The sequence below is a fragment of the Pelomonas candidula genome (genome assembly GCF_043555985.1).
In the GTDB taxonomy this organism is placed as follows: Bacteria; Pseudomonadota; Gammaproteobacteria; order Burkholderiales; family Burkholderiaceae_C; genus Pelomonas; species Pelomonas candidula.
Genome location: NZ_JBIGIC010000011.1, coordinates 107,234 through 127,962, shown reverse-complemented (window position 1 = coordinate 127,962; position 20,729 = coordinate 107,234). Strand labels below are relative to the sequence as shown.

Sequence of the window (20,729 nt, the reverse complement as noted above, 5' to 3'; positions counted from 1 at the left end):
CGCACGTCAGAGATGACGGCGGCCCCACAGAAGGCCGCTCCGCGTGCGCTGGCGCATCGCACGGTCAATCAGGCGGGGTACGGTTCATGCGCAAGGGGCTCTTCGACAAGCAATCGGTTGGCAATTCCGCCACGGCAGACGCCGGCACCCCGCGCAAACCCCGACTGAACGCCCTGGCCGACGGCATCCGGACGTCGCTGGCTCGGCTGTCGTCCAGCGCCCGCCAGACGCTGTCGACCGTGGTCGCCCTTCCCCCGCCGGCAGCGGCGCGGCTGCAGTTCGAGGCCTTCGAGCCCCGCGTGCTGATGTCCGGCGACGGCCTCGCACCGCGCGTGGATGGCCGCATCGACGTGCCAGGCGAGGTCGACAGCTACGTCTTCACGCTCCCTGCCAACGCCCGGCTGGTGTTCGACTCGCTGACCCCGGACAGCCAGCTGCAGTGGTCGCTGCAGGGGCCGCAGGGCCAGGTCACGGCGCCACGCGGGCTGGATGCCAGTGACGCCAATGCCCAGGGCGGCAACGTCGTGATGAACCTGCAGGCCGGCAGCTACACGCTGCAGGTCGACGGGCTGGGCGACCACGTCGGCGACTACAGCTTCCGCATCATCGACATCGGCAGCGCCACCGCCATCACGCCCGGCCAGGTGGTCAAGGGCACGCTGACGCCCGCCAACGAGACCCAGGCGTACAACTTCAACGCCGTCGCAGGCCAGACCTTCTATTTCGACGCGCTGTCCAACCCTGCCTCCACCGATTGGCGCCTCATCGGCCCGGACGGCAAGACCGTGTTCGGCCCCACCGCGGCCAACACCGACGTCGAGAACCAGCTGCTGACCCAGACGGGCGCCTACACGCTGCTGCTGGAAGGCCGCATCCGCAACGCCGCGGCCAGCACCGACTACGCCTTCAACGTCCAGCCCGTGCAGGACGTGCTGTCGCCCCTGCAACTCGGCCAGTCCCAGGACGCCGGCCCCGGCTGGGTGCCCAGCCCGGAGGGCGGGGCCCTGGAGCTGGGTGGTGTGAACTCCGTGCAGGCGCCCGCCTCGCCCGCGCTGGACCTCACCCGCACCGTCACGATGGAAGCCTGGGTGACCGTCGACCGGTTCACCAACAGCTACATGCCCATCGTCTACAAGGGCGGCAACGACAGCAGCCTGGGCGGGCACCGCACCTATGCCCTGTTCGTCACCAGCGGCGGCGACCTGCTGCTCAGCACCGGCGACGGCAGCGAGCAATACCTCTACAGCAGCGGCGGCCTGATCAAGGCCGGCCAACGCACCCACGTCGCCGCCACCATCGACCGCGACGCGGGCGTCATGAAGCTGTTCGTGAACGGCGTGGAGGTGGCCAGCGGCGCCGTGCACACGGGCACCAACGCCTTCTCGGCCGCTGCGCAGCCGCTGCTGATCGGCCGCTCCGACGAGCCCTACGGCGGGTTCAGCCCCTTTGCCGGCACGATCGACGACCTGCGCCTCTGGCAGACCGCCCGCAGCGCCGCCGACATCGCGGCAAACATGGGCGCCCCGCTCACCGGCGCCCCCGCCGGCCTGGTGCTGAACTACCGCTTCGACGACGCCAGCGGCAGCGTCGTGTCCGACAGCGGGCCGCTGGGCCTGGCCGGCAGCGTGTTCAACCCGATCGCCGCGGTCGCCGGCGCGATCAGCGGCCGCATCGCCACGGCGGGCCAGCGCGTCGTCTATTCGCTGGACCTCACCGACAGCCACCGGGTCGTGTTCGACGCGCTGCGCGACAGCCCGATGAACTGGACCCTGACCGGCCCGGGCGGCGTGCTCGTCAACGCGCGCAGCTTCAACGCCAGCGACTCGCGCGACGACGCCGGCACCGACGGCGTGCTGACCAACCCGGCTGATAACGGCCGCATCGCCTACGACCTCGGCCCTGGCCACTACACGCTGACCGTCGACGCCGACGGCGCCACCACCGGCGAGTTCGCCTTCCGCCTGCTGGACCTCGGCGCCGCCGCCCTGCCGCTGACGCTGGGGGCCACAACCACGCAGGTGCTGCCCGTGGGCAGCGCCACCCAGGCCTGGTCCTTCAACGTCACGGTCGGCGACCGGCTGGTGTTCGACCAGCTCAGCGCCACCAACCCGGATGCCCAGTGGCGGCTGATCTCGCCGACCGGCGACCAGGTCTGGAACAGCTACTTCGGCTACGACATCGGCGAGCGCACCTACACGCAGGGCGGCACCTACACGCTGCTGGTCGAGGGGCGTCGCACCGCGCTCGCACCGAACACGGTCAGCTTCAAGGTCAGCAAGACCGGCAACACGTTCGACGAGCGCGTCACCACGTTCAGCCAGGAATTCGATGGCACCAGCCTCGACCCCGTCTGGCAGCCCGGTGGCGTGCCCGGCACGCTGACCTTCACCGGCGCGCCCTCCTACACCTTCGACACCGTCGACGGCGCCTCCGTGCTGCGCCTGAACAGCAGCATCGCCGGCCAGTACCGCGGCGCGGGCCTGGTCACCGCGACCAACGCCACCGGCCAGGGCTTCAGCTACGAGGTGCGCTTCAACACGCTGGTGCAGTCCGCAGCCACCGGCGCCGACGAGCTGATCGGCCTGTCCGTCACCGACGTGGCCGACCCCACCCGCTGGGTCGCCACCGCACTCGCCAGCGACGCCAACGGCGCCAACCGCAACCTGCGCATCGACAGCCGCGGCGTCGGCGGCTCGGGCTTCCAGTCCTCGGCCTTCAGCTTCACCGACAACACCTGGTACCGGCTGCGCCTGTCCGCCGCGACCGACGGCACCATCAAGGCCACGCTGCTGAGCGATGCCGGCGCGACGCTGATGACGATGGATCTCGGCATCACGGCCGATGCCTTCGCCGGCGGCGCGCGCTTCGGCATCTACCAGTCCAACACCACCACCGGCGGCACGGCCAGGCACGACGTCGCCATCGACTGGGCCCGCCTGACCACCACGCCCGCGGCCCCCACGCCGCTGACGCTGGGCCAGTTCGTCACCGGCAACCGCGCGACGAACACGCAGCGCGACCTCTACAGCTTCACCGTCGGCCAGCCCACGCTGGTCATGATGGACACGCGAGAGAACACCAGCAACCTGCGCTGGACGCTGACCGACGAGCGCGGCACCGTCGCCACGGGCAGCTGGTTCGACTGGCCCGCCGTGCCGCTGAAGGCCGGCAGCTATACGCTGAAGATCGACAGCGGCTTCACCGGCGCCTACAGCTTCCGCCTCGTCGACCTCGGTGCGAGCCCGGCCCTGCCGATGGGTCAGGTGATCTCGGGCACGCTGGACCCGGGCTACAGCATCCAGTCCTGGCGCTTCGACGCGAGCGCCGGCCAGCACGTCTTCTTCGACAGCCTCGCGGGCCTGAACGCCGACTGGCGGCTCTTCGACGCGAAAGGCCAGCAGGTCTTCTGGAACTACTCGGGCAGCGATGCCGAACTCACGCTGGCGCTGGCCGGCACGTACACGCTGACGCTGAACGGCTACAACAACACGACGGCCGCGCAGGCCTTCGCCTTCCGCGTCAACGACACCGGCGACAAGACCGTCGACATCAACCTCGCCCAGGGCGCCGACAGCGGCCCCACCTGGGTGCCCGGCGCGCCGGCGCTGGGCGGCAGCGCCATCGAGTTCGACTCGCGGCGCGAACTCGTCGTGCCCGACGGCTCCGCCACCGACCTGCGCAACGACATGAGCTTCGAGGCCTGGATTCGCCCCGACCGCTTCGCCAACACCTGGGAGCCCATCCTCATCAAGGGCGACGAGAACGGCCAGCGCAGCTACTCGCTGTGGCTCAACAGCAGCGGCTACGTGCTGCTGTCCACCATCGACGCCTCCGGCGAGCAGACCACGCAGACCGCCAACGGCTCCATCCAGCTCGGCGCGTGGACGCATGTCGCCGCCGTCATCGACAAGACCAACCACCAGCTGCGCCTCTACATCAACGGCGTGCTGGCGGCGCAGAAGGACAACATCCGCACGCTGCCCGCCGTGGGCACACCGGCCCCTTTGCGCGTCGGCACCACTGCCGAGAACAGCGGCAGCTACGCCGCCTTCGACGGTGCCATCGACGAAGTGCGCCTGTGGAGCACGGCCCGCACGACCCAGCAGATCGCCGACAACTTCAACAAGGCGCTGACCGGCGCGCAGGCCGGCCTGGCCTTGCGGCTGGGGATGGACGAAGGCAGCGGCGGCACCGTGGCCGACAGCGGTCCGCAGGCGCTCACCGTGCCCATCGGCAACCTCTTCAGCGGCGCGGCCGGCACCATCCAGGGCACGCTCAGCCGCGCGGGCCAGGTGGACCGCTACCGCTTCACCGTCACCCAGCCGACCACCGTCGTGGTGGACTCGCTGGGCAACAGCTACGGTGCCGTGACCTGGACGCTGTCGGGCGCCTCCGGCGTCATCGACAGCGCCAACCTGACCAGCACGGACTCCTACGACGGCTTCCACAGCCTGCAGCTGCAGCCCGGCACCTACACGCTGGCGCTGGACGGCAACGGTGACGCCACCGCGCCCTACGCGCTGCGGCTGCTGGACCTGGCCAGCGCCACGCCCGTGGCCATCGGCAGCGTCGTCAGCGGCACGCTGGCGCCCGCCACCGAGACACAGGCCTTCCGCTTCCAGGGCACGGCCGGGCTCAAGCTCTACTTCGACGAACTCGCGACCGGCGGCGGCAGCGGCCTCTACCGCCTCATCGGCCCGGACGGCCAGCCGCTGTGGACGACCGGCCTGGACAGCGACGTCGACACCTTCTCCCTGCCGCTCACCGGCACCTACACGCTGCTCGTCGAAGGCCGGCGCACGGCGCAGCTGAGCAACACCTTCAGCTTCCGCCTGCTGCAGGAACCCGACCAGACCACGCCCATCACGCTCGGCACCTCGGTCGGCGTGCAGCCCCAGGTCGCGCCTGGCCATTTCGGCAACGCGCTGCTGGCCAACGGCGTCAACTCGGTCGAGGTGCCGGACGGCCCGGCGACCGACCTGCAGGGCAGCCTCACCGTCGAAGCCTGGATCGACCCGACGCGCTTCTCCAGCACCTGGATGCCCATCGTCGCCAAGGACGATTCGGGCCCGCAGCGGTCCTACACCTTCTGGCTGAACGCCGACGGCTCGCTGTACGGCGACACCCAGGACGCCAACGGCCTGCAGGGCGCGCAGACCGTGGCCGGGCTGGTGCCCGCCGGCAGCTGGAGCCACGTCGCGCTCGTCATTGACCGCAGCGCTGCCACGCCGCGCCTGCACATCTACGTCAACGGTGTTGAGGCCGCGCTGCGCTCCGGCGGCAGCCTGCGCGCCAACCCGGCCATCAACACCGCCGGCACGCTGCGCGTCGGCAAGGCCTCGTTCGCCGACACCTCGACCTTCCAGTTCGACGGCCTCATCGACGACGTGCGCGTCTGGTCCGTCGCGCGCAGCGCGACCCAGCTGCAGGCCGGCATGAACGCGCCGCTGACCGGCAACGAGACCGGCCTGGCCGTCTACCTGCCGCTGGACGCCATCGCCGCCGACGGCAGCACCGCCGTGCTGGGTCTGGCCACCCAGGCCATCGCAAGGAACAGCTTCGCCGGCCTGGACGGCGTCATCGCGGGCACGCTGGCCCAGCCCGGCCAGACCGACACCTACCAGTTCACGCTGAACGAGCGCACGCAGGTGCTGATGGACAGCCTCTACAACGCCTACGGCAACTTGACCTGGCGGCTGACCGGCCCTGGCGGCTTCGACCTCACCCGCAACATGGTGAGCACGGACTCCAGCGATGCCTTCCCGCTGCTGGACCTGCAGGCCGGCAGCTACACGCTGCGCATCGACGCCAACGGCCAGAACACCTCGGCCTACGCGCTGCGCATGCTGCCCAACGCGGCGCTGCCGGTCCTGACACCCGGCACGCCGATGACCGGCACGCTGGACCCCGGCAGCCGCACGGACGGCTGGCGCTTCCAGGGCACGGCCGGCAGCACCTACTACTTCGACGCCGGCAGCTTCGGCACCAGCGACGGCCGCGTGCGCCTGATCTCCCCGTACGGCACGGAAGTCTGGAACGTCGCCCTCGGCAACGACGTCGACACCTTCACGCTGCCCGCCACCGGCGAGTACACGCTGCTGGTCGAGGGCCGCCGCTACAACACCGACCTGCCCGACCCGTACAGCTTCAACCTGCGCCCGGTCACCAACGTCCAGAAGACCCTGGTGCTGGGCCAGGGCCAGACCCGGGCGCCGGACTGGCAGGGCACCGCGCTGGGCTTGGACGGCACGCAATGGCTGCAGGCACCCGCCGACCCGGCGCTGAACCTGACGCACAACGTGACGATGGAGGCCTGGATCAATCCGAGCCAGCCCGCCACGTCCTGGGAAGCCCTGTTCTACAAGGGCGACGGCAACACCAGCCAGCGCACCTACAGCCTGTGGCTGAACAGCAGCGGCCAGCTGCACCTCTCCACGGGCGACGGCAGCAACCGCACGCTGACCACCGCCGGCGGCGTCATCCAGTGGGGCCAGTGGCAGCACGTCGCCGCCGTCATCGACCGCGACAGCCACCAGCTGCGCATCCTCGTCAACGGCGTGGAGGTCGCACGCACCACACTGGGCGGCAGCGACGCGACGGTCTCCTCGTCGCCGCTGGTGCTGGGCCAGGCCCGCGCCGAGCTGGACCCGAGCGTGTCGCCCTTCCTGGGCGCCATGCGCGACGTGCAGGTCTGGGGCGTCGCCCGCGCCAACGCCGACATCGCGGCCAGCTTCCAGAGCCCGCTCGCCGGCACCGAGGCCGGCCTGGTGCTTGACTACCGGCTGGACCAGGCCAGCGGCACCACGCTGGCCGACAGCGGCACACAGAACCTGGCCGGCAGCGTCGTCGGCCTCTACGACACGCTGCCCGACACCGTCCGCGGCACTATCGCGACGCCCGGCCAGCAGGTCGTCTACACCTTGCAGGTGGACGCCGCGAAACGCGTCGTCTTCGACAGCCTCAGCGACATCAACTTCACTTGGAGCCTGGCCGGCCCCGACGGCACGCTGGCCGATTCGCGCAGCTTCCAGGGCAGCGACTCCAACGATCGCGGCGGCACCGACGGGCACCTGACCAGCCTCGCCGACAGCGGCCGCGTCGTCTACGACCTGCGCCCCGGCACCTACACGCTGACGGTGGACGCCCCCGGCGACAAGACCGGCAACTTCGCCTTCCGCCTGCTCGACCTCGCCGCCGCCAAACCCGTCGCCGTCGGCGGCCCGGTCAACCTGACGCTGGACGCCGGCAACGCCACCCAGGCCTACAGCTTCACCGTGACGGCCGGCGACCGGCTCAGCTTCGACGAGCTGAGCGCCACCACGACAGACGCCCGCTGGCGCCTGATCTCGCCCACCGGCGAACAGCTATGGAACACCGGCCTGGGCAGCGACGTGGCCAGCCGCACCTACCTGCAGGGCGGCACCTACACGCTGCTCATCGAGGGCCGCCGCTACAACACCAACCCGAACGCGGTGAGCTTCCAGATCCTGCGCCAGGGCAACACGCTGGCCGAGCAGGTCAGCGGCTTCGACCAGGGCTTCGACGGCCCCACGCTGCCGGCCGACTGGACCGTCAGCGGCCCCAACCTCACCGCCACGCCCGACACCGTGGACGGCGCCTCGGTCGTGCGCATGCACACCGTGCAGACCAACTACCAGACCGGCAATGCGCTGGTCAGCTCCGCCACCGCCACCGGCCAGGGCCTCAGCTATGAGGTGCGTTTCAACACGCTGACCCAGGGCGTCGCCGGCGTCAGCACCGACGAGTTCATCGGCATCAACGTCCAGAGCCCGTCCGACCCGAACAAGAACGCCTGGACCACCCTCTTCAGCGACGCCAGCGGCAACCGCCAGTGGCGCAGCGGCACCAACAACATCGGTGGCGCGTACTACAACAACCCGGCCTTCGCCTTCGCGGACAACACCTGGTACCACCTGCGCATCGAGGCTCCCGTCAACGGCAATCTGCGCGCGGTGCTGCTGGACGACAGCGGCCACGAACTCGCCAGCCGCGACCTGGGCGTGACGACCGACGCCTTCCCCGACGGCTACCGCTTCGCCGTCTACCAGTTCGACACGCTCGGCGGCACCCCGCACCCGTCGGAAGTGGCCGTCGACTGGGCGCGCATGACCACCACGCCACCGCCCACCCAGGCCATCACGCTGGGCCAGCTCGTCACCGGCAACCGCACCAGCACGACGCAGCGCGACACCTACAGCTTCACCGTCACGCAGCCCACGCAGGTCGTCATGGACCCGCGCGCCGACAACGGCGGCCTGCAGTGGACGCTGTCCAGCGTGCAGGGCACGTTCGGCAGCCTCAACTTCCAGCAGCGCAGCTGGGACTACGGCGGCAACCCGGTCATGACGCTGCCGGCTGGCAGCTACACGCTGACCGTGAACGGCTACAACACCGGCGCCTACGGCTTCAAGCTGCTGGACCTGGCCTCGGCCACCACCGTCACGCCCGGCACGCCGATGACCGGCACGCTCAGCCCGGGCAACGAGACCGACCTCTACAAGTTCAGCGCCACGGCCGGCGAGCGCTACTTCTTCGACATGCAGCAGGTCACCAGCGGTGACAGCACCTGGCGCCTGATCGCGCCCAACGGCCAGCAGCGCTGGATCGCCGGCCTGGGCAGCGACGTCGACACCCAGGTGCTGGACCAGACCGGCACCTGGACGCTGATGCTCGAAGGCCGCCGCTACCAGGCCGCCAGCACCAACAGCTACCAGTTCAACGTCCAGCGGGTAACCGACATCGCCGCCGCGCTGACGCTGGGCCCGCGCGTCGACGGCGCGCTGACGCAGACCGGCCAGCAGGCCAACTACGCCTTCACGCTGGGCCAGCGCAGCCGGCTGCTGTTCGACACGCTGAACAACGCCAGCTTCAACTGGTCGCTGAGCGGCCCGCAGGGCGTCGTCGTCGACCACCGCGGCATGCGCGGCTCGGACAGCTTCGACTACGGCAGCAACCCGCTGCTGGACCTGCCCGCCGGCAACTACACGCTCACCATTGACGCCGACGGCGACGCCACCGGCGCCTTCGCCTTCCGGCTGCTGGATCTCGCCGCGGCGCCGTCGCTCACGCCGGGCACGCCGTTCACCGCCACGCTGCCCACCGGCACCGAGACCCAGCTCTACAGCTTCAGCGCCAACGCCGGCGACAAGTTCTTCTTCGACTCGCAGCAGTTCACCAGCAACAACGGCACATGGCGGCTGTACGGCCCCACCGGCAACCAGATCGCCCGCGTCGACTACTTCAACGACCTCGACGTCCAGACGCTGGCCGAGACCGGCACCTACACCCTCGCCTTCGAGGGCCGCTACAACGCCACCGCCGCCAACGCCGTGCGCATGCTGGTGCAGCCGCTGCCCGACGTGGCGCCCACGCGCATCACCGGCCTGGAGTACCAACCCGCACCCGACCTGACCGCGCAGAACCTGCAGGTCAGCGGCGCCAACGGCGCCATCGAATCCGGCGGCGCGGTGACCGTGGCCTGGGCCGACCGCAACGACGGCGCCCTGCCCGCCACCACCAGCTGGCGCGACCGCGTCGTCGTCAGCCGCGTGGACACCGGCGAGGTGCTCGCCACGTTGATGCTGCCCTACGACGCCGGCAGCGCCGGCCCGCTGGCGGCCGGCGCGCAGGCCAGCCGCTCGGTGCAGCTCACGCTGCCGGACGGCACCCGTGGCGCGGGCCTGCTGCGCGTGGCCGTCACCGTCGACGTGGACAACGCGCTGGACGAACGCAACCCCGGCGGCACCGCCGAGAGCAACAACACCACCGCCACGCAGGTCACCGCCACGCTGCCCACCTACGCCGACCTGCTGCCCGAGCAGCTGGCCGTGCAGCCCGCCGCGGGCTGGCAGCCCGGCGACACCGTCAACGTCGGCTGGACGACCCGCAACGCCGGCACCAAGGCCGCCAGCGGCCCCTGGCAGGAGACGCTGGTGGTGCGCAACCTCAGCACCAACCAAGTCGTCTACAGCGGCACGGTCACGCACGACGGCAGCGAGCTGGCAGCCGGCGGCGGCACCGTCGCCCGCAACGTCGCCATCCCCTGGCCGTCGGGGGCCAGCAGCGAGGGTCGCTTCTCGTTCACCGTCACCGTCGATGCCGGCGGCGTCGTCACCGAGGTCAACGCCAGCGGCACCGGCGAGAGCAACAACACCGCGAGCGTCACGCGCATCTCCGCCCCCGACCTGCTGCCCGGCAACCTCGCGCTGGACGCCGGGCCCGTGCAGAGCGGTGCCACGCTGACGCTGCACTGGACGCTGACCAACGCCGGCAACGCGCCGGTCTCGAACGGCCTGGCCGAACAGGTCACCGTCTACAACGCGACGACCCACCAGACGCTGCTGACCAGGACCGTGCTCTACGACGCCGTCACCGACGGCGCCATCGCCCCGGGTGGCCAGCGCCAGCGCCAGGTCGGCCTCACGCTGCCCGACGGCATCGCCGGCGCCGGCAACCTCGTCATCACCGTCACGACCGACCCCGCCAACAACGTCATCGAGGACAACGCCGACGGCACGGCCGAATCCAACAACGCGGCCAGCCTGTCCGTCACCTCCGCCGTCGCGGCCTACCCCAACCTGACCGTCGGCGCCCCCGTCGCCGTGGGCAGCGCACGCGGCGGCGACACCGTCACCGTCAGCTGGACCGTCACCAACACCGGCAGCGCTGCCGCCACCGGCAGCTGGACGGACCACCTGGAGCTGTCCGGCAACACCACCTACGGCGACGGCGACACCCGCGCCAGCGCCGACGTGGCCCACACCGGCACGCTGGCCCCGGGCGCGAGCTACACCGCCACCGCCCAGGTCACGCTGCCGCTGCAGTTCGACGGCACGCTGAACTGGATCGTTCGCACCGACGCCGGCAACGCCGTGCCCGAGCCCGACACCCGGGCCGACAACACCTCCGCCGCCACGCCCATCACCGTGGTCGCGCCGTATGCCGACCTGGACGTCGAGGCCGTCGACGCGCCGCCAGCCGCTGTGGCCGGCACCCAGGTCGATGTCGCCTGGCGCGTTCGCAACGTCGGCGACACGCCCGCCACCGGCAGCTGGAAGGACCGCATCGTGCTGTCGCAGGACGGCGTGTTCGGCAACGCCGACGACATCGTGCTCGCCACGCTGCTGCACAACGGCCCGCTCGCTCCGCAGGACAGCTACACCGGCCGCCAGACCGTCACGCTGCCGCTGGACCTGCCCGGCACCTGGCGCGTGCTCGTCAAGAGCGACCTGGACGGCAGCGTCTACGAAGGCGCCCGCCTGGGCAACAACCTCGGCACGCCGCCGACGCCGCTGGTCATCGCACCCGCCCCCGCCGCGGACCTGGCCGTCAGCGACATCGCCGCCCCCACGCAGGCACTGAGCGGCAGCCCGGTCACCGTGACCTGGAGCGTCACCAACAGCGGCGAGGCCGACGCCACCGGCCCCTGGACCGACTACGTCTACCTCAGCGCCGACGGCCAGCTGGCCGGCGCCACGCTGCTGGGCAGCCGCGCCCGCACCGACACGCTGGCCGTCGGCAGCCACTACGGCGCGTCGCTGAAGGTGACGCTGCCCGACTGGGCCGACACCGACAACGCGCGCATCCTCGTCGTCACCGACGCGGCCCACCAGGTCTACGAATCGCAGCGCGAGGCCAACAACCAGGGCGCGGCGGCCAACGCCATCGCGCTGCGCCACGTCGACCTCGCGGCCGCCAGCCTCGACGCGCCGGCGACGGCCACGTCGGGCGACACCGTGCACGTCGTCTTCAACGTCAATCAGTCCGGCAGCACCGCGCTGGCCGGCAGCTGGACCGACAAGCTCTACCTCTCGCCCACGGCCACGCTGGGCAGCGGCGCACGGCTGCTCGGCAGCCAGGCCGTGACCCGCACGCTGGACGCCAACGCCAGCTACGCGAGCGCCTTCGACGTCACCGTGCCGGTGGACGTGCAGGGCGCCTGGTACCTGATCGCCGTGACCGACGCCGCCAATGACGTGAAGGAGGTCGGCGGCGAGAACGACAACCTCGTATCCCGGCCGATCACGGTCGCCCTCGCGCCCTACGCCGACCTCGCCGTCAGCAACGTCACAGCGCCCACCCAGGTCATCGCCGACCCGGCCCGCGTCACCGTCGGCTGGACCGTCAGCAACACCGGCAATGGCGCCGGCCTGACCAGCAGCTGGACCGACCGCGTCGTGCTGTCCACCGACGACGTCATCGGCAACGGCGACGACCTCGTGCTCGGCGACTTCGTGCACAACGGCGCGCTTGCGCAGGGCGGCAGCTACAGCCGCACCGAAACCCTCTTCGCGCCGGCCGGCTTCCGGCCCGACCGCTACAAGGTCTTCGTCGTCACCGACGCGCTGAACCAGGTGTTCGAGAACGGTGCCAAGGCCAACAACATGGCCGCCGCACCCGCCCCGCTGGACCTGATGCCCCAGCCCTATGCCGACCTCGTCGTCACCGGCCTGACCGCGCCCACCACGGCCCAGTCCAGCGGCACGCTGTCGGTGACCTGGTCGGTCGCCAACCAGGGCATCGCCGTCACCAGCAGCACGAACTGGTCCGACGTCGTCACCGTATCGGCCAGCCCTGACGGCAGCAACCCCATCGTCCAGCAGTCCTTCGACCATTTCGGCTCGCTGGGCGCCGGCCTGGGCTACACGCGCACCGGCACGATCACGCTGCCCGACGCCATCTCCGGACCGGTCTACGTGACCGTGCGGACCAACGCCAGCGGCCAGGTCTTCGAGTTCACGCACAACGACGCCGGCAACGCCCGCAGCGCCGGCCCGGTGCAGGTGGCCCAGTCGCCTGCGCCCGACCTGCAGGTTACGGCCATCAGCGCGCCCACCGCCGCCAACGAGGGCGACACCGTCGACATCACCTGGACCGTCGGCAACGCCGGCCAGTCCGCCGCCAGCGGCAGCTGGACCGACGTCGTCTCCCTGCGCAAGGCGGGCGCCGACCCCAACGACCCGACCACGCCGCGCCCCATCGTGCTGGGCAGCTACACCACCAGCGGCCCGCTCGGCGCCGGGCTAAGCTACACGCGCACCGAACGCATCAAGCTGCCCACGCGCATCGAGGGCGGCTGGCAGGTCGTCGTCGCCACGGACACCGGCAACACCGTCTTCGAGGGCAGCCCCGAGGCCGACAACAACACCAAGGTCAACAACGCCGTCACGCTGCTGTCGCTGCTGCCGCGGCCCGACCTGCAGGTCGAGTCCGTCGACGCGCCCGCCACCGTGCAGGCCGGCGCCAGCGCCTCGGTCAGCTTCGTCGTCGTCAACCACGGCCCGGTCCCCACGGCCACGCCCAACTGGGTCGACAAGGTCTATTTTTCGCTCGACGACAAGCCCAGCGCCGACGACATCCTGCTGGCCACGCTGCCCAACGGCTCGGCGCTGGACCCCAACGGCAAGTACGCCAGCACCACGGCCAGCTTCGTGCTGCCCGAGCGCCTGCGCGGCCCCGGCTATTTCCTCGTCTACACCGACGCCAACGGCGCGGTGGACGAATACCCCTCCGCCAACGAGAACAACAACTGGGCCGTCAAACCCGTCACCGTGACGCCCCAGCCGCTGGCCGACCTGGTCATGAGCGCCGTCGTCGCCCCCACCCAGGGCGTCTACGGCGGCGAGCTGAGCGTCACCTACACCGTCACCAACAAGGGCTCGGCGCCCACCGACGCCAGCACCTGGACCGACACCCTCTGGCTGACCAAGGACAAGACCCGCCCCAGCCCCGGCGCGCGCTCGGTGCTGTCGTCCGACGGTTCGCCCATCACCATCCCCGGCAACGACGCCGTGCTGCTGGGCAGCTTCGGCCACGCCGGCGTGCTGGCCGTGGGCGAGAGCTACACGCAGACGGTCAAGGTCCGCATCCCGCAGCAGATCGATTCCGGCACCTACTACCTCACGCCCTGGGCCGACGCCTACGACGCGGTCTTCGAGGACCAGCTCGCCAGCAACGTCAACCCCGACGACCCGCACGAGGCCGACAGCAGCAACTACAAGGCCCGCGCCATCGACATCGTCGGCACGCCGGTGCCGCCGCTGCCCGACCTCATCGTCAGCGACCTCAGCACCAACGTCAGCGCAGCCAGCCCCGGCTCCGTGGACGGCCCGCTGACCGTCACCTACACCGTCCGCAACATCGGCGAAGGCCAGGCCGTCGGCGTCGGCGGCACCTGGTACGACTACGTCTTCGCCCACGACACGGCCAACATCGCGGACCCCAACGCCAAGATCTGGTTCCTCGGTGCCTTCGAGCGCAGCAACTCGCTGGACCCGCTGCAGAGCTACACGCAGACGCACAGCTTCGACCTCTCGCCCGCGCTCAAGGGCATGTACGTGTCGGTCATCGCCGACGACAACCCCATCGCGCCCTTCGTCATCGAGAGCAACGAGGGCAACAACCTCAAGACCGTCGAGGCCCCCGTCGTCGCGCGCCCGGCCGACCTCAAGGTCACCTCCATCACGACGCTGCCGGTCAACTATTCCGGCGAGAAGACGCAGGTCAGCTGGACCGTGCGCAACGACGGCGCCGATGTCTGGAGCGGCACGCACTTCTGGACCGACAAGGTCTACATCTCGCCCGACCCGACCTTCGGCAGCCGCGCCATCTCGATGGGCAGCTTCGTCCACGCGGCCGGCGGCGGCCTGGCCAGCGGCCAGAGCTACACCACCACGGCCGACATCACCGTGCCCGCTGGCTGGGACGGCCCCTACTTCATCTACGTCTTCACCGACGCGACGCCCCAGCCCAACGCGCCCGAGGGCGATGCGGGCAGGAACAGCGACTCGCGCGGCTTCTACGCCAGCTCCGTCTACGAGGGCACGGCCGCCACCAACAACATGGCGCGCGGCGACATCAACATCACCTACCGCGAGCCCGACCTGACCGTCTCCAAGGTCGTCGTGCCGGGCGCGGTGACCTCGGGCCAGACCGTCAACCTGAGCTTCACCGTCACCAACCAGGGCACACGCGACACGCGGCAATGGAGCTGGTCCGACCGCGTCTACCTGTCGCGCGACCCCTCGCTGGACACCAGCGACCTGCAGCTCGCGAGCTTCGGCCACCTCGGCGGCCTGGCCGCTGGCGGCAGCTACACGGTCAACGCGGCGGTGCAGATCCCGCCCGACGCCGACGGCCCGTTCTACCTGATCGTCTTCACCGACGCCAACGTCTACGGCCAGGACCCCAGCGGCGCCGCCAACGTCGGTGTCAAGCAGGTCAGCCAGGGCCAGGACGCCGTGCCCGAGTTCCGCGACGAGGGCAACAACGTCGTCGTCACGCCGCTGCAGGTCACGCTGGCGCCCGCGGCCGACCTGCGCGTGGCCACCGTCACCGCGCCCGACCACGCCACGCGCGGCCAGAGCATCGACGTCAGCTACACCGTCGTGAACCAGGGCGGTGCGGCCACGCCGGCGGACGCCACCTGGCGCGACCAGGTCTACCTGTCCGTCGACCCCGTGTTCGACCCACGCACCGACCGCTACCTCGGCGACGTGGAGCACAGGGGCTCGGTGGCCGCCGGCGGCAGCTACACGGGCACCGGCAGCTTCAAGCTGCCGGCCGGCGTGACCGGCTCCTACTACGTCTTCGTCGTCACCGACCCCGTGCTCAACGTCAACAGCGAGCCGCGCGGCAAGGTCTACGAGGGCACGCACGAGGACAACAACAACACGGCCACGGCAACGCCCATGCTCATCGAGCTGCCGCCGCCGGCCGACCTCGCGGTGACCGACATCACCGTGCCCACCGACGCGGCCACCGGCGACAGCGTCAAGATCAAGTTCAACGTCACCAACCAGGCCGGCGCCGCCGCCGAAGGCTCGTGGACGGACGCCGTCTACCTGTCCGTCGACAGCGAATGGGGCCTGCAGGACATCCTGCTCGGGAAGGTGCTGCACAACGGCAGCCTGGCCGTGGGCGACAGCTACACATCGGAGCTGACGGCCAAGCTGCCACCGGCCAAGGCGGGCAGCTACCGCATCATCGTCCGCACCGACATCTACAACGAGGTCTACGAAGGCGCCAGCGCCAGCAGCGGCGAGCGCAACAACACGGCGGCCAGCGCCGCGGCCATGAACGTCACCGTGCCCACGCTCGCGCTGGGCGTGCCGCTGCAGACGACGCTCGCGCCCGGCGAGCAGCGCCTCTACCGTGTGACCGTCGGCGCAGGAGAGACGCTGCAGGTGCTGCTCGACGCGGCCGACAACCTCACCGCCAACGAGCTCTACGTCCGCTACGGCGATGCCGCCAGCCCCTCGGCCTTCGACTTCGGCGCCCAGCAGGTACTGTCGGCCGACCCGCGCACGACCGTGCCGACCACGCAGGCCGGGGACTACTACGTGCTCATCCAGGGCCGCTCGGGCTCGCCCACCAACGTCACGCTGACCGCCAAGACCCTGCCCTTCAGCATCACCGACGTCACGCAGGACCAGGGCGGCGACAGCAAGTGGGTCACGGCCACCATCACCGGCGCCGGCTTCAAGGACGGCGCCGTCGTCAAGCTGGTGCGACCCGGCATCCTGGAGGTCACGCCGGTCAGCTACCAGGTCATCGACGCGACGACCATCAAGGCCATCTTCGACTTCACCAACGTCCCGCACGGCCTCTACGACATCGCCGTCATCAACCCCAACGGCGCCATCGCCACGCTGCCCTACCGCTACCTCGTCGAGACGGCCCTGCCCATCGACGTGACCATCGGCCTGGGCGGCCCGCGCGTCGTGCCCTCGGGCCAGACCGGGCTCTACAGCATCTCGCTGCAAAGCCTCACCAACGTCGACACGCCCTACGTCTACTTCAGCTTCGGCGTGACCGAGCTGGGCGACAACGCCAAGGTCTACGGCCTGCCCTACACCAGCTTCTCGTCCAACGTGTCCGGTTCGCCCGACGGCAGCCAGCGCAGCGACGTCGCCTGGGCCAGCCTGGACAGCGAGGTCAACACCTTCGGCACGATGCTGGCGCCGGGCTATGCGCTGGACGTGGAATCGGGCGGCTACGTCGGCCTGAACTTCTCGGTCACGACCTACCCGGGCCTGCAGGCCATCTTCGACCGCAACTTCGAGGCCTACAAGCGCGCCGTCTACGCGGCCCGGCCCGACATGGCCAAGGCCGACGTGCTCAAGGACGGCGTCGGCTCTCTGGGCGCCGACCTGGCCAAGTGGTTCAGCGACCCCAACGCCAAGATCGACGACTGCATCGGCCTCTTCGCGCCCTTCCTGTTCAACGTGAACGCTTCCGCCACGCCGCTGACGCGCGACGAGTTCGTCACGCTGCAGACCAAGGAGGCCGAGCGCCTGCGCACCGCCGTGCTGGCTGACACCACGGCCAACGCCGCCCTTGTCAACCTCGCAGCCGACCACGACACCTGGGTCAAGGCCTATCTCGGCGCGCTGGAGGAAAGCGGCCTGCTGCGCCCGGCCGATCAGGCGCCGCCGATCCGCACCGACGAGAAGGTCATCAGCCTGATGGCCACGCTGGCCAGCGGCATCCTCGTCGGCCCAGTGGGCCAGCAGATCTCCGGCCCGGCGACGCTGAGCAGCTTCTTCGAGCAGGTGCACAAGTGGTACGGCGACGCGCCCGGCACCATCGCCCAGCTGCTGGGCTACGACACCCGCATCTCCGACGACTGCGGCGAGTACGGCATCCCCGTGCCCGTGTCCGGCCAGGCCAGCGACTACGACCTCGCGCTGTCGCACGCCACCTACTTCCAGTCGATCAACATCTTCTCGCCGTTCGGCAGCAGCTCCGGCGTCTCGTCCACCGATCCCGGCTTCTCGTCGCTGGCCAGCAGCAACACGCTGACCGCGCTGGACCTGCAGAAAATCTTCAACCAGATCGCGCAGAACACGGCCGACGGCGCCTCCATCACCGGCCCGAGCGGCTACGGCACGCAGCAATACCTGCCGGCCAACACGGCGCTGCCCTACACGATCAAGTTCGCCAACCCCGCCGGCTCGGACAGCAGCGCCGAGCAGGTGCGCGTCTCCACGGTGCTGGACCCGAACGTCTCGCTGCGCAGCTTCCGCCTGGGCGACATCAAGGTCGGCGGCGTCACCATCCACGTGCCGACCGACCGGGCCAACTTCCAGGGCGACTTCGACCTGCGCAACTCGCTGGGTTTCATCGTGCGCGTCAGCGCCGGCGTGGACCCCGACAGCCGCACGGCCACCTGGCTGCTGCAGGCCATCGACCCCGACACCGGTGAGGTGCTGCAGGACGCCACGCGCGGCCTGCTGCAACCGGACGACTCGCAAGGTCACGGCCAGGGCTTCGTCAGCTACACGGTGCAATCGGCCTTCGGCGCCGCGGACGGCGCCACGGTGAGCGCCCAGGCCCGCGTCGAGCTCGACAACCGGGCCCCGATGGAGACGGCCCGCATCACCAGCACGCTGGACGTCACCCCGCCCACGACCACCGTCGCCGCCTCGCTGGTGCAGGCCGGCGGTGCGGACTACCAGGTCAGCTGGCAGGCTGCCGACGGCAACACCGGCTCGGGCGTGCGCGGCACCACCGTCTACGTGCGCGAGGACGCCGGCGCCTGGACGATCTGGAAGAACCAGACCACCGACAGCAACGGCGTCTACAGCGGCCGGGCCGGCCACAGCTACCAGTTCCTGGCCCTGTCCATCGACAACGCCGGCAACCGCGAACTCGCGCCCAGCGGCGACCTGCCCAGCGACGGCGCCGTCGTCGACGTGGGCGGCACGCCTCAGGTCGGCCGCACGACGCAGGACGTCGCCCCGCCGCCCGCGCCCAGCAACGCCACCAGCACCAACGAGCTGTTCCTGAAGGCCCAGCAGAACCTGCCCGGCACCGTATCGTCGCGGCCATCGCTGTTCGGCAGCGTGCTCGCGCCGTTCAGCGGCGAGGCCTTCGGCACCGGCATCACGCAAAGCTTCTCCGGCATCGGCCCGCTGGCCATCCTGGAGCGGCCCGATGGCAAATTCATCGTCAGCGGCGGCGGCAACCGCGGCGCGCTCTACCTGTTCGACCCCACCGGCGGCAAGGCACTCGCCCCCGCCGTGCAGCTCGACAGCCCCGTCTACGACCTGGCCTACGACGCCAACGGCGGCCTGTGGGCCACCAGCGGCGGCGGCCAGTTGCTGGAGCTGGACCCGCAGACGCTGGACGTCATCAACCGTTACGGCGACAGCATCACGCAGACGCTGGCCTTCGACAAAGCCAAGGGCGTGTTCTACGTGTCCTCCGGCAACGGCGTCGAGGCCTTCGACCCCGTCAAGCGCACCTTCAGCCACTTCAGCAACATCCGCGTCGACGACCTCGCCATCGCGCCGGACGGCAGCCTCTGGGGCACCACCTGGCCCCACCGCGGCGAGGTCATCCGCTTCGATGCCAAGGGCAACGCCCAGGCTCAGCTGCAGATCGATGCCGCGCTGGACTCGCTCAGCTTCGGCCAGGCCGGCACCGCGCTTGAGGGCCTGCTCTTCGTCTCGGCCCGCATCCCGTCGGGCAGCAGCGACAAGGCCAGCCTCTACATGGTCGACCTCGCCACGATGGACTGGCTGGCGGTCGCCACCGGCGGCCCGAGCGCCGAGCAGCTGCTGGCCACCAGCGACGGCCGCCTGCTGATCGCCAACGGCAGCGAGGTCGACGTGCTGGCCCCGCTGGTCGCCCCATCGGTGCTGCGCACCAGCCCGGCCAACGGCGCCATCGTGGCGCTGCCGATGAGCAGCCTCACCGTCACCTTCGACCACGACATGCGCGTGGGCAGCGACGGCGACCTCGCCTCGGTCACCAATATCGCCAACTACCAGCTCGTCGACAGCACCGGTCGCGCCGTCGCCATCACGTCGCTCAGCTACGACGCTGCGACGCGCACCGCCACACTGCGCTTCGAGTCCCCCGACGGCGGCAACTACACGCTGACCGTCGACAAGCGCATCCGTTCCAGCGTGGGGCTGGAGCTCACGTCCGCCTACACCGTGGCCTTCACCGCGGTGTCGGACTTCTCCACGCTGCTGGACATCCAGTTCGTCGCCACCCGCTCCAACCGCGCCACCGGCACGCTGTCGTTCGACGTCAAGGTCACGAACAAGAGCGGCTACGACCTCAAGGTGCCGCTGTTGCTGGTGCTGGACCCGTCGCGCTACTTCCAGGGCTCGGCCGCCGGCGCCAGCGTCAGCAGCGACGGCCTGTGGCTGCTGGACCTGGGCGCCGGTATCCCCAACGGCGTGTTCGTGCGCGGCGCGTCCACGCAGCTCACGACGGTCAAGCTCAACAACCCGCTGGGCCAGCGCGTCGAGATCGGCGCGGGTGTCTACGCCCTGCCCTACCCCAACCAGGCGCCCACGTTCAGCCAGGTGCCCGTCACCACCGCCAAGGCCGGCACGCCCTACGCCTACCAGGCCAACGCCGAGGACCCCGAGCACAGCACGTTGACCTGGGTGATGCTGCAAGGCCCGCAGGGCGCGACGCTGGACGCCGCCACCGGCCTGCTCAGCTGGACGCCCACGCCCGACAGCCCCGAGAAGAGCCCGGTCGTGCTGCGCGTCTACGACACCCGCGGCGCCTACGCGACGCAAGCCTTCGTCATCGAGACCGCCGGCGCCAACCGCGCGCCGCAGTTCGAGCTGCCGCCCTCCGTGCGCCTGCAGGAAGGCCAGGCCTTCACGCTGCCCGTCATCGCCAGCGACCCCGAGGGCCATGCCCTCAGCTACGCCGCCAACGGCCTGCCGCCGGGCGCGCGC

General features: G+C 70.6%; 1 protein-coding gene (cut by a window edge). It reads left to right on the top strand.

The features are described 5' to 3' along the window. The first annotated feature begins 86 nt into the window (after positions 1–86). Positions 87–20,729 carry the 5' end (the start) of a tandem-95 repeat protein gene (locus ACG04R_RS20520; protein WP_394415233.1) on the top strand. Its footprint extends 22,275 nt past the window's final position, so 20,643 of the gene's 42,918 nt are visible here — the first part of the coding sequence; its start codon is at positions 87–89; its stop codon lies beyond the right edge, outside the window.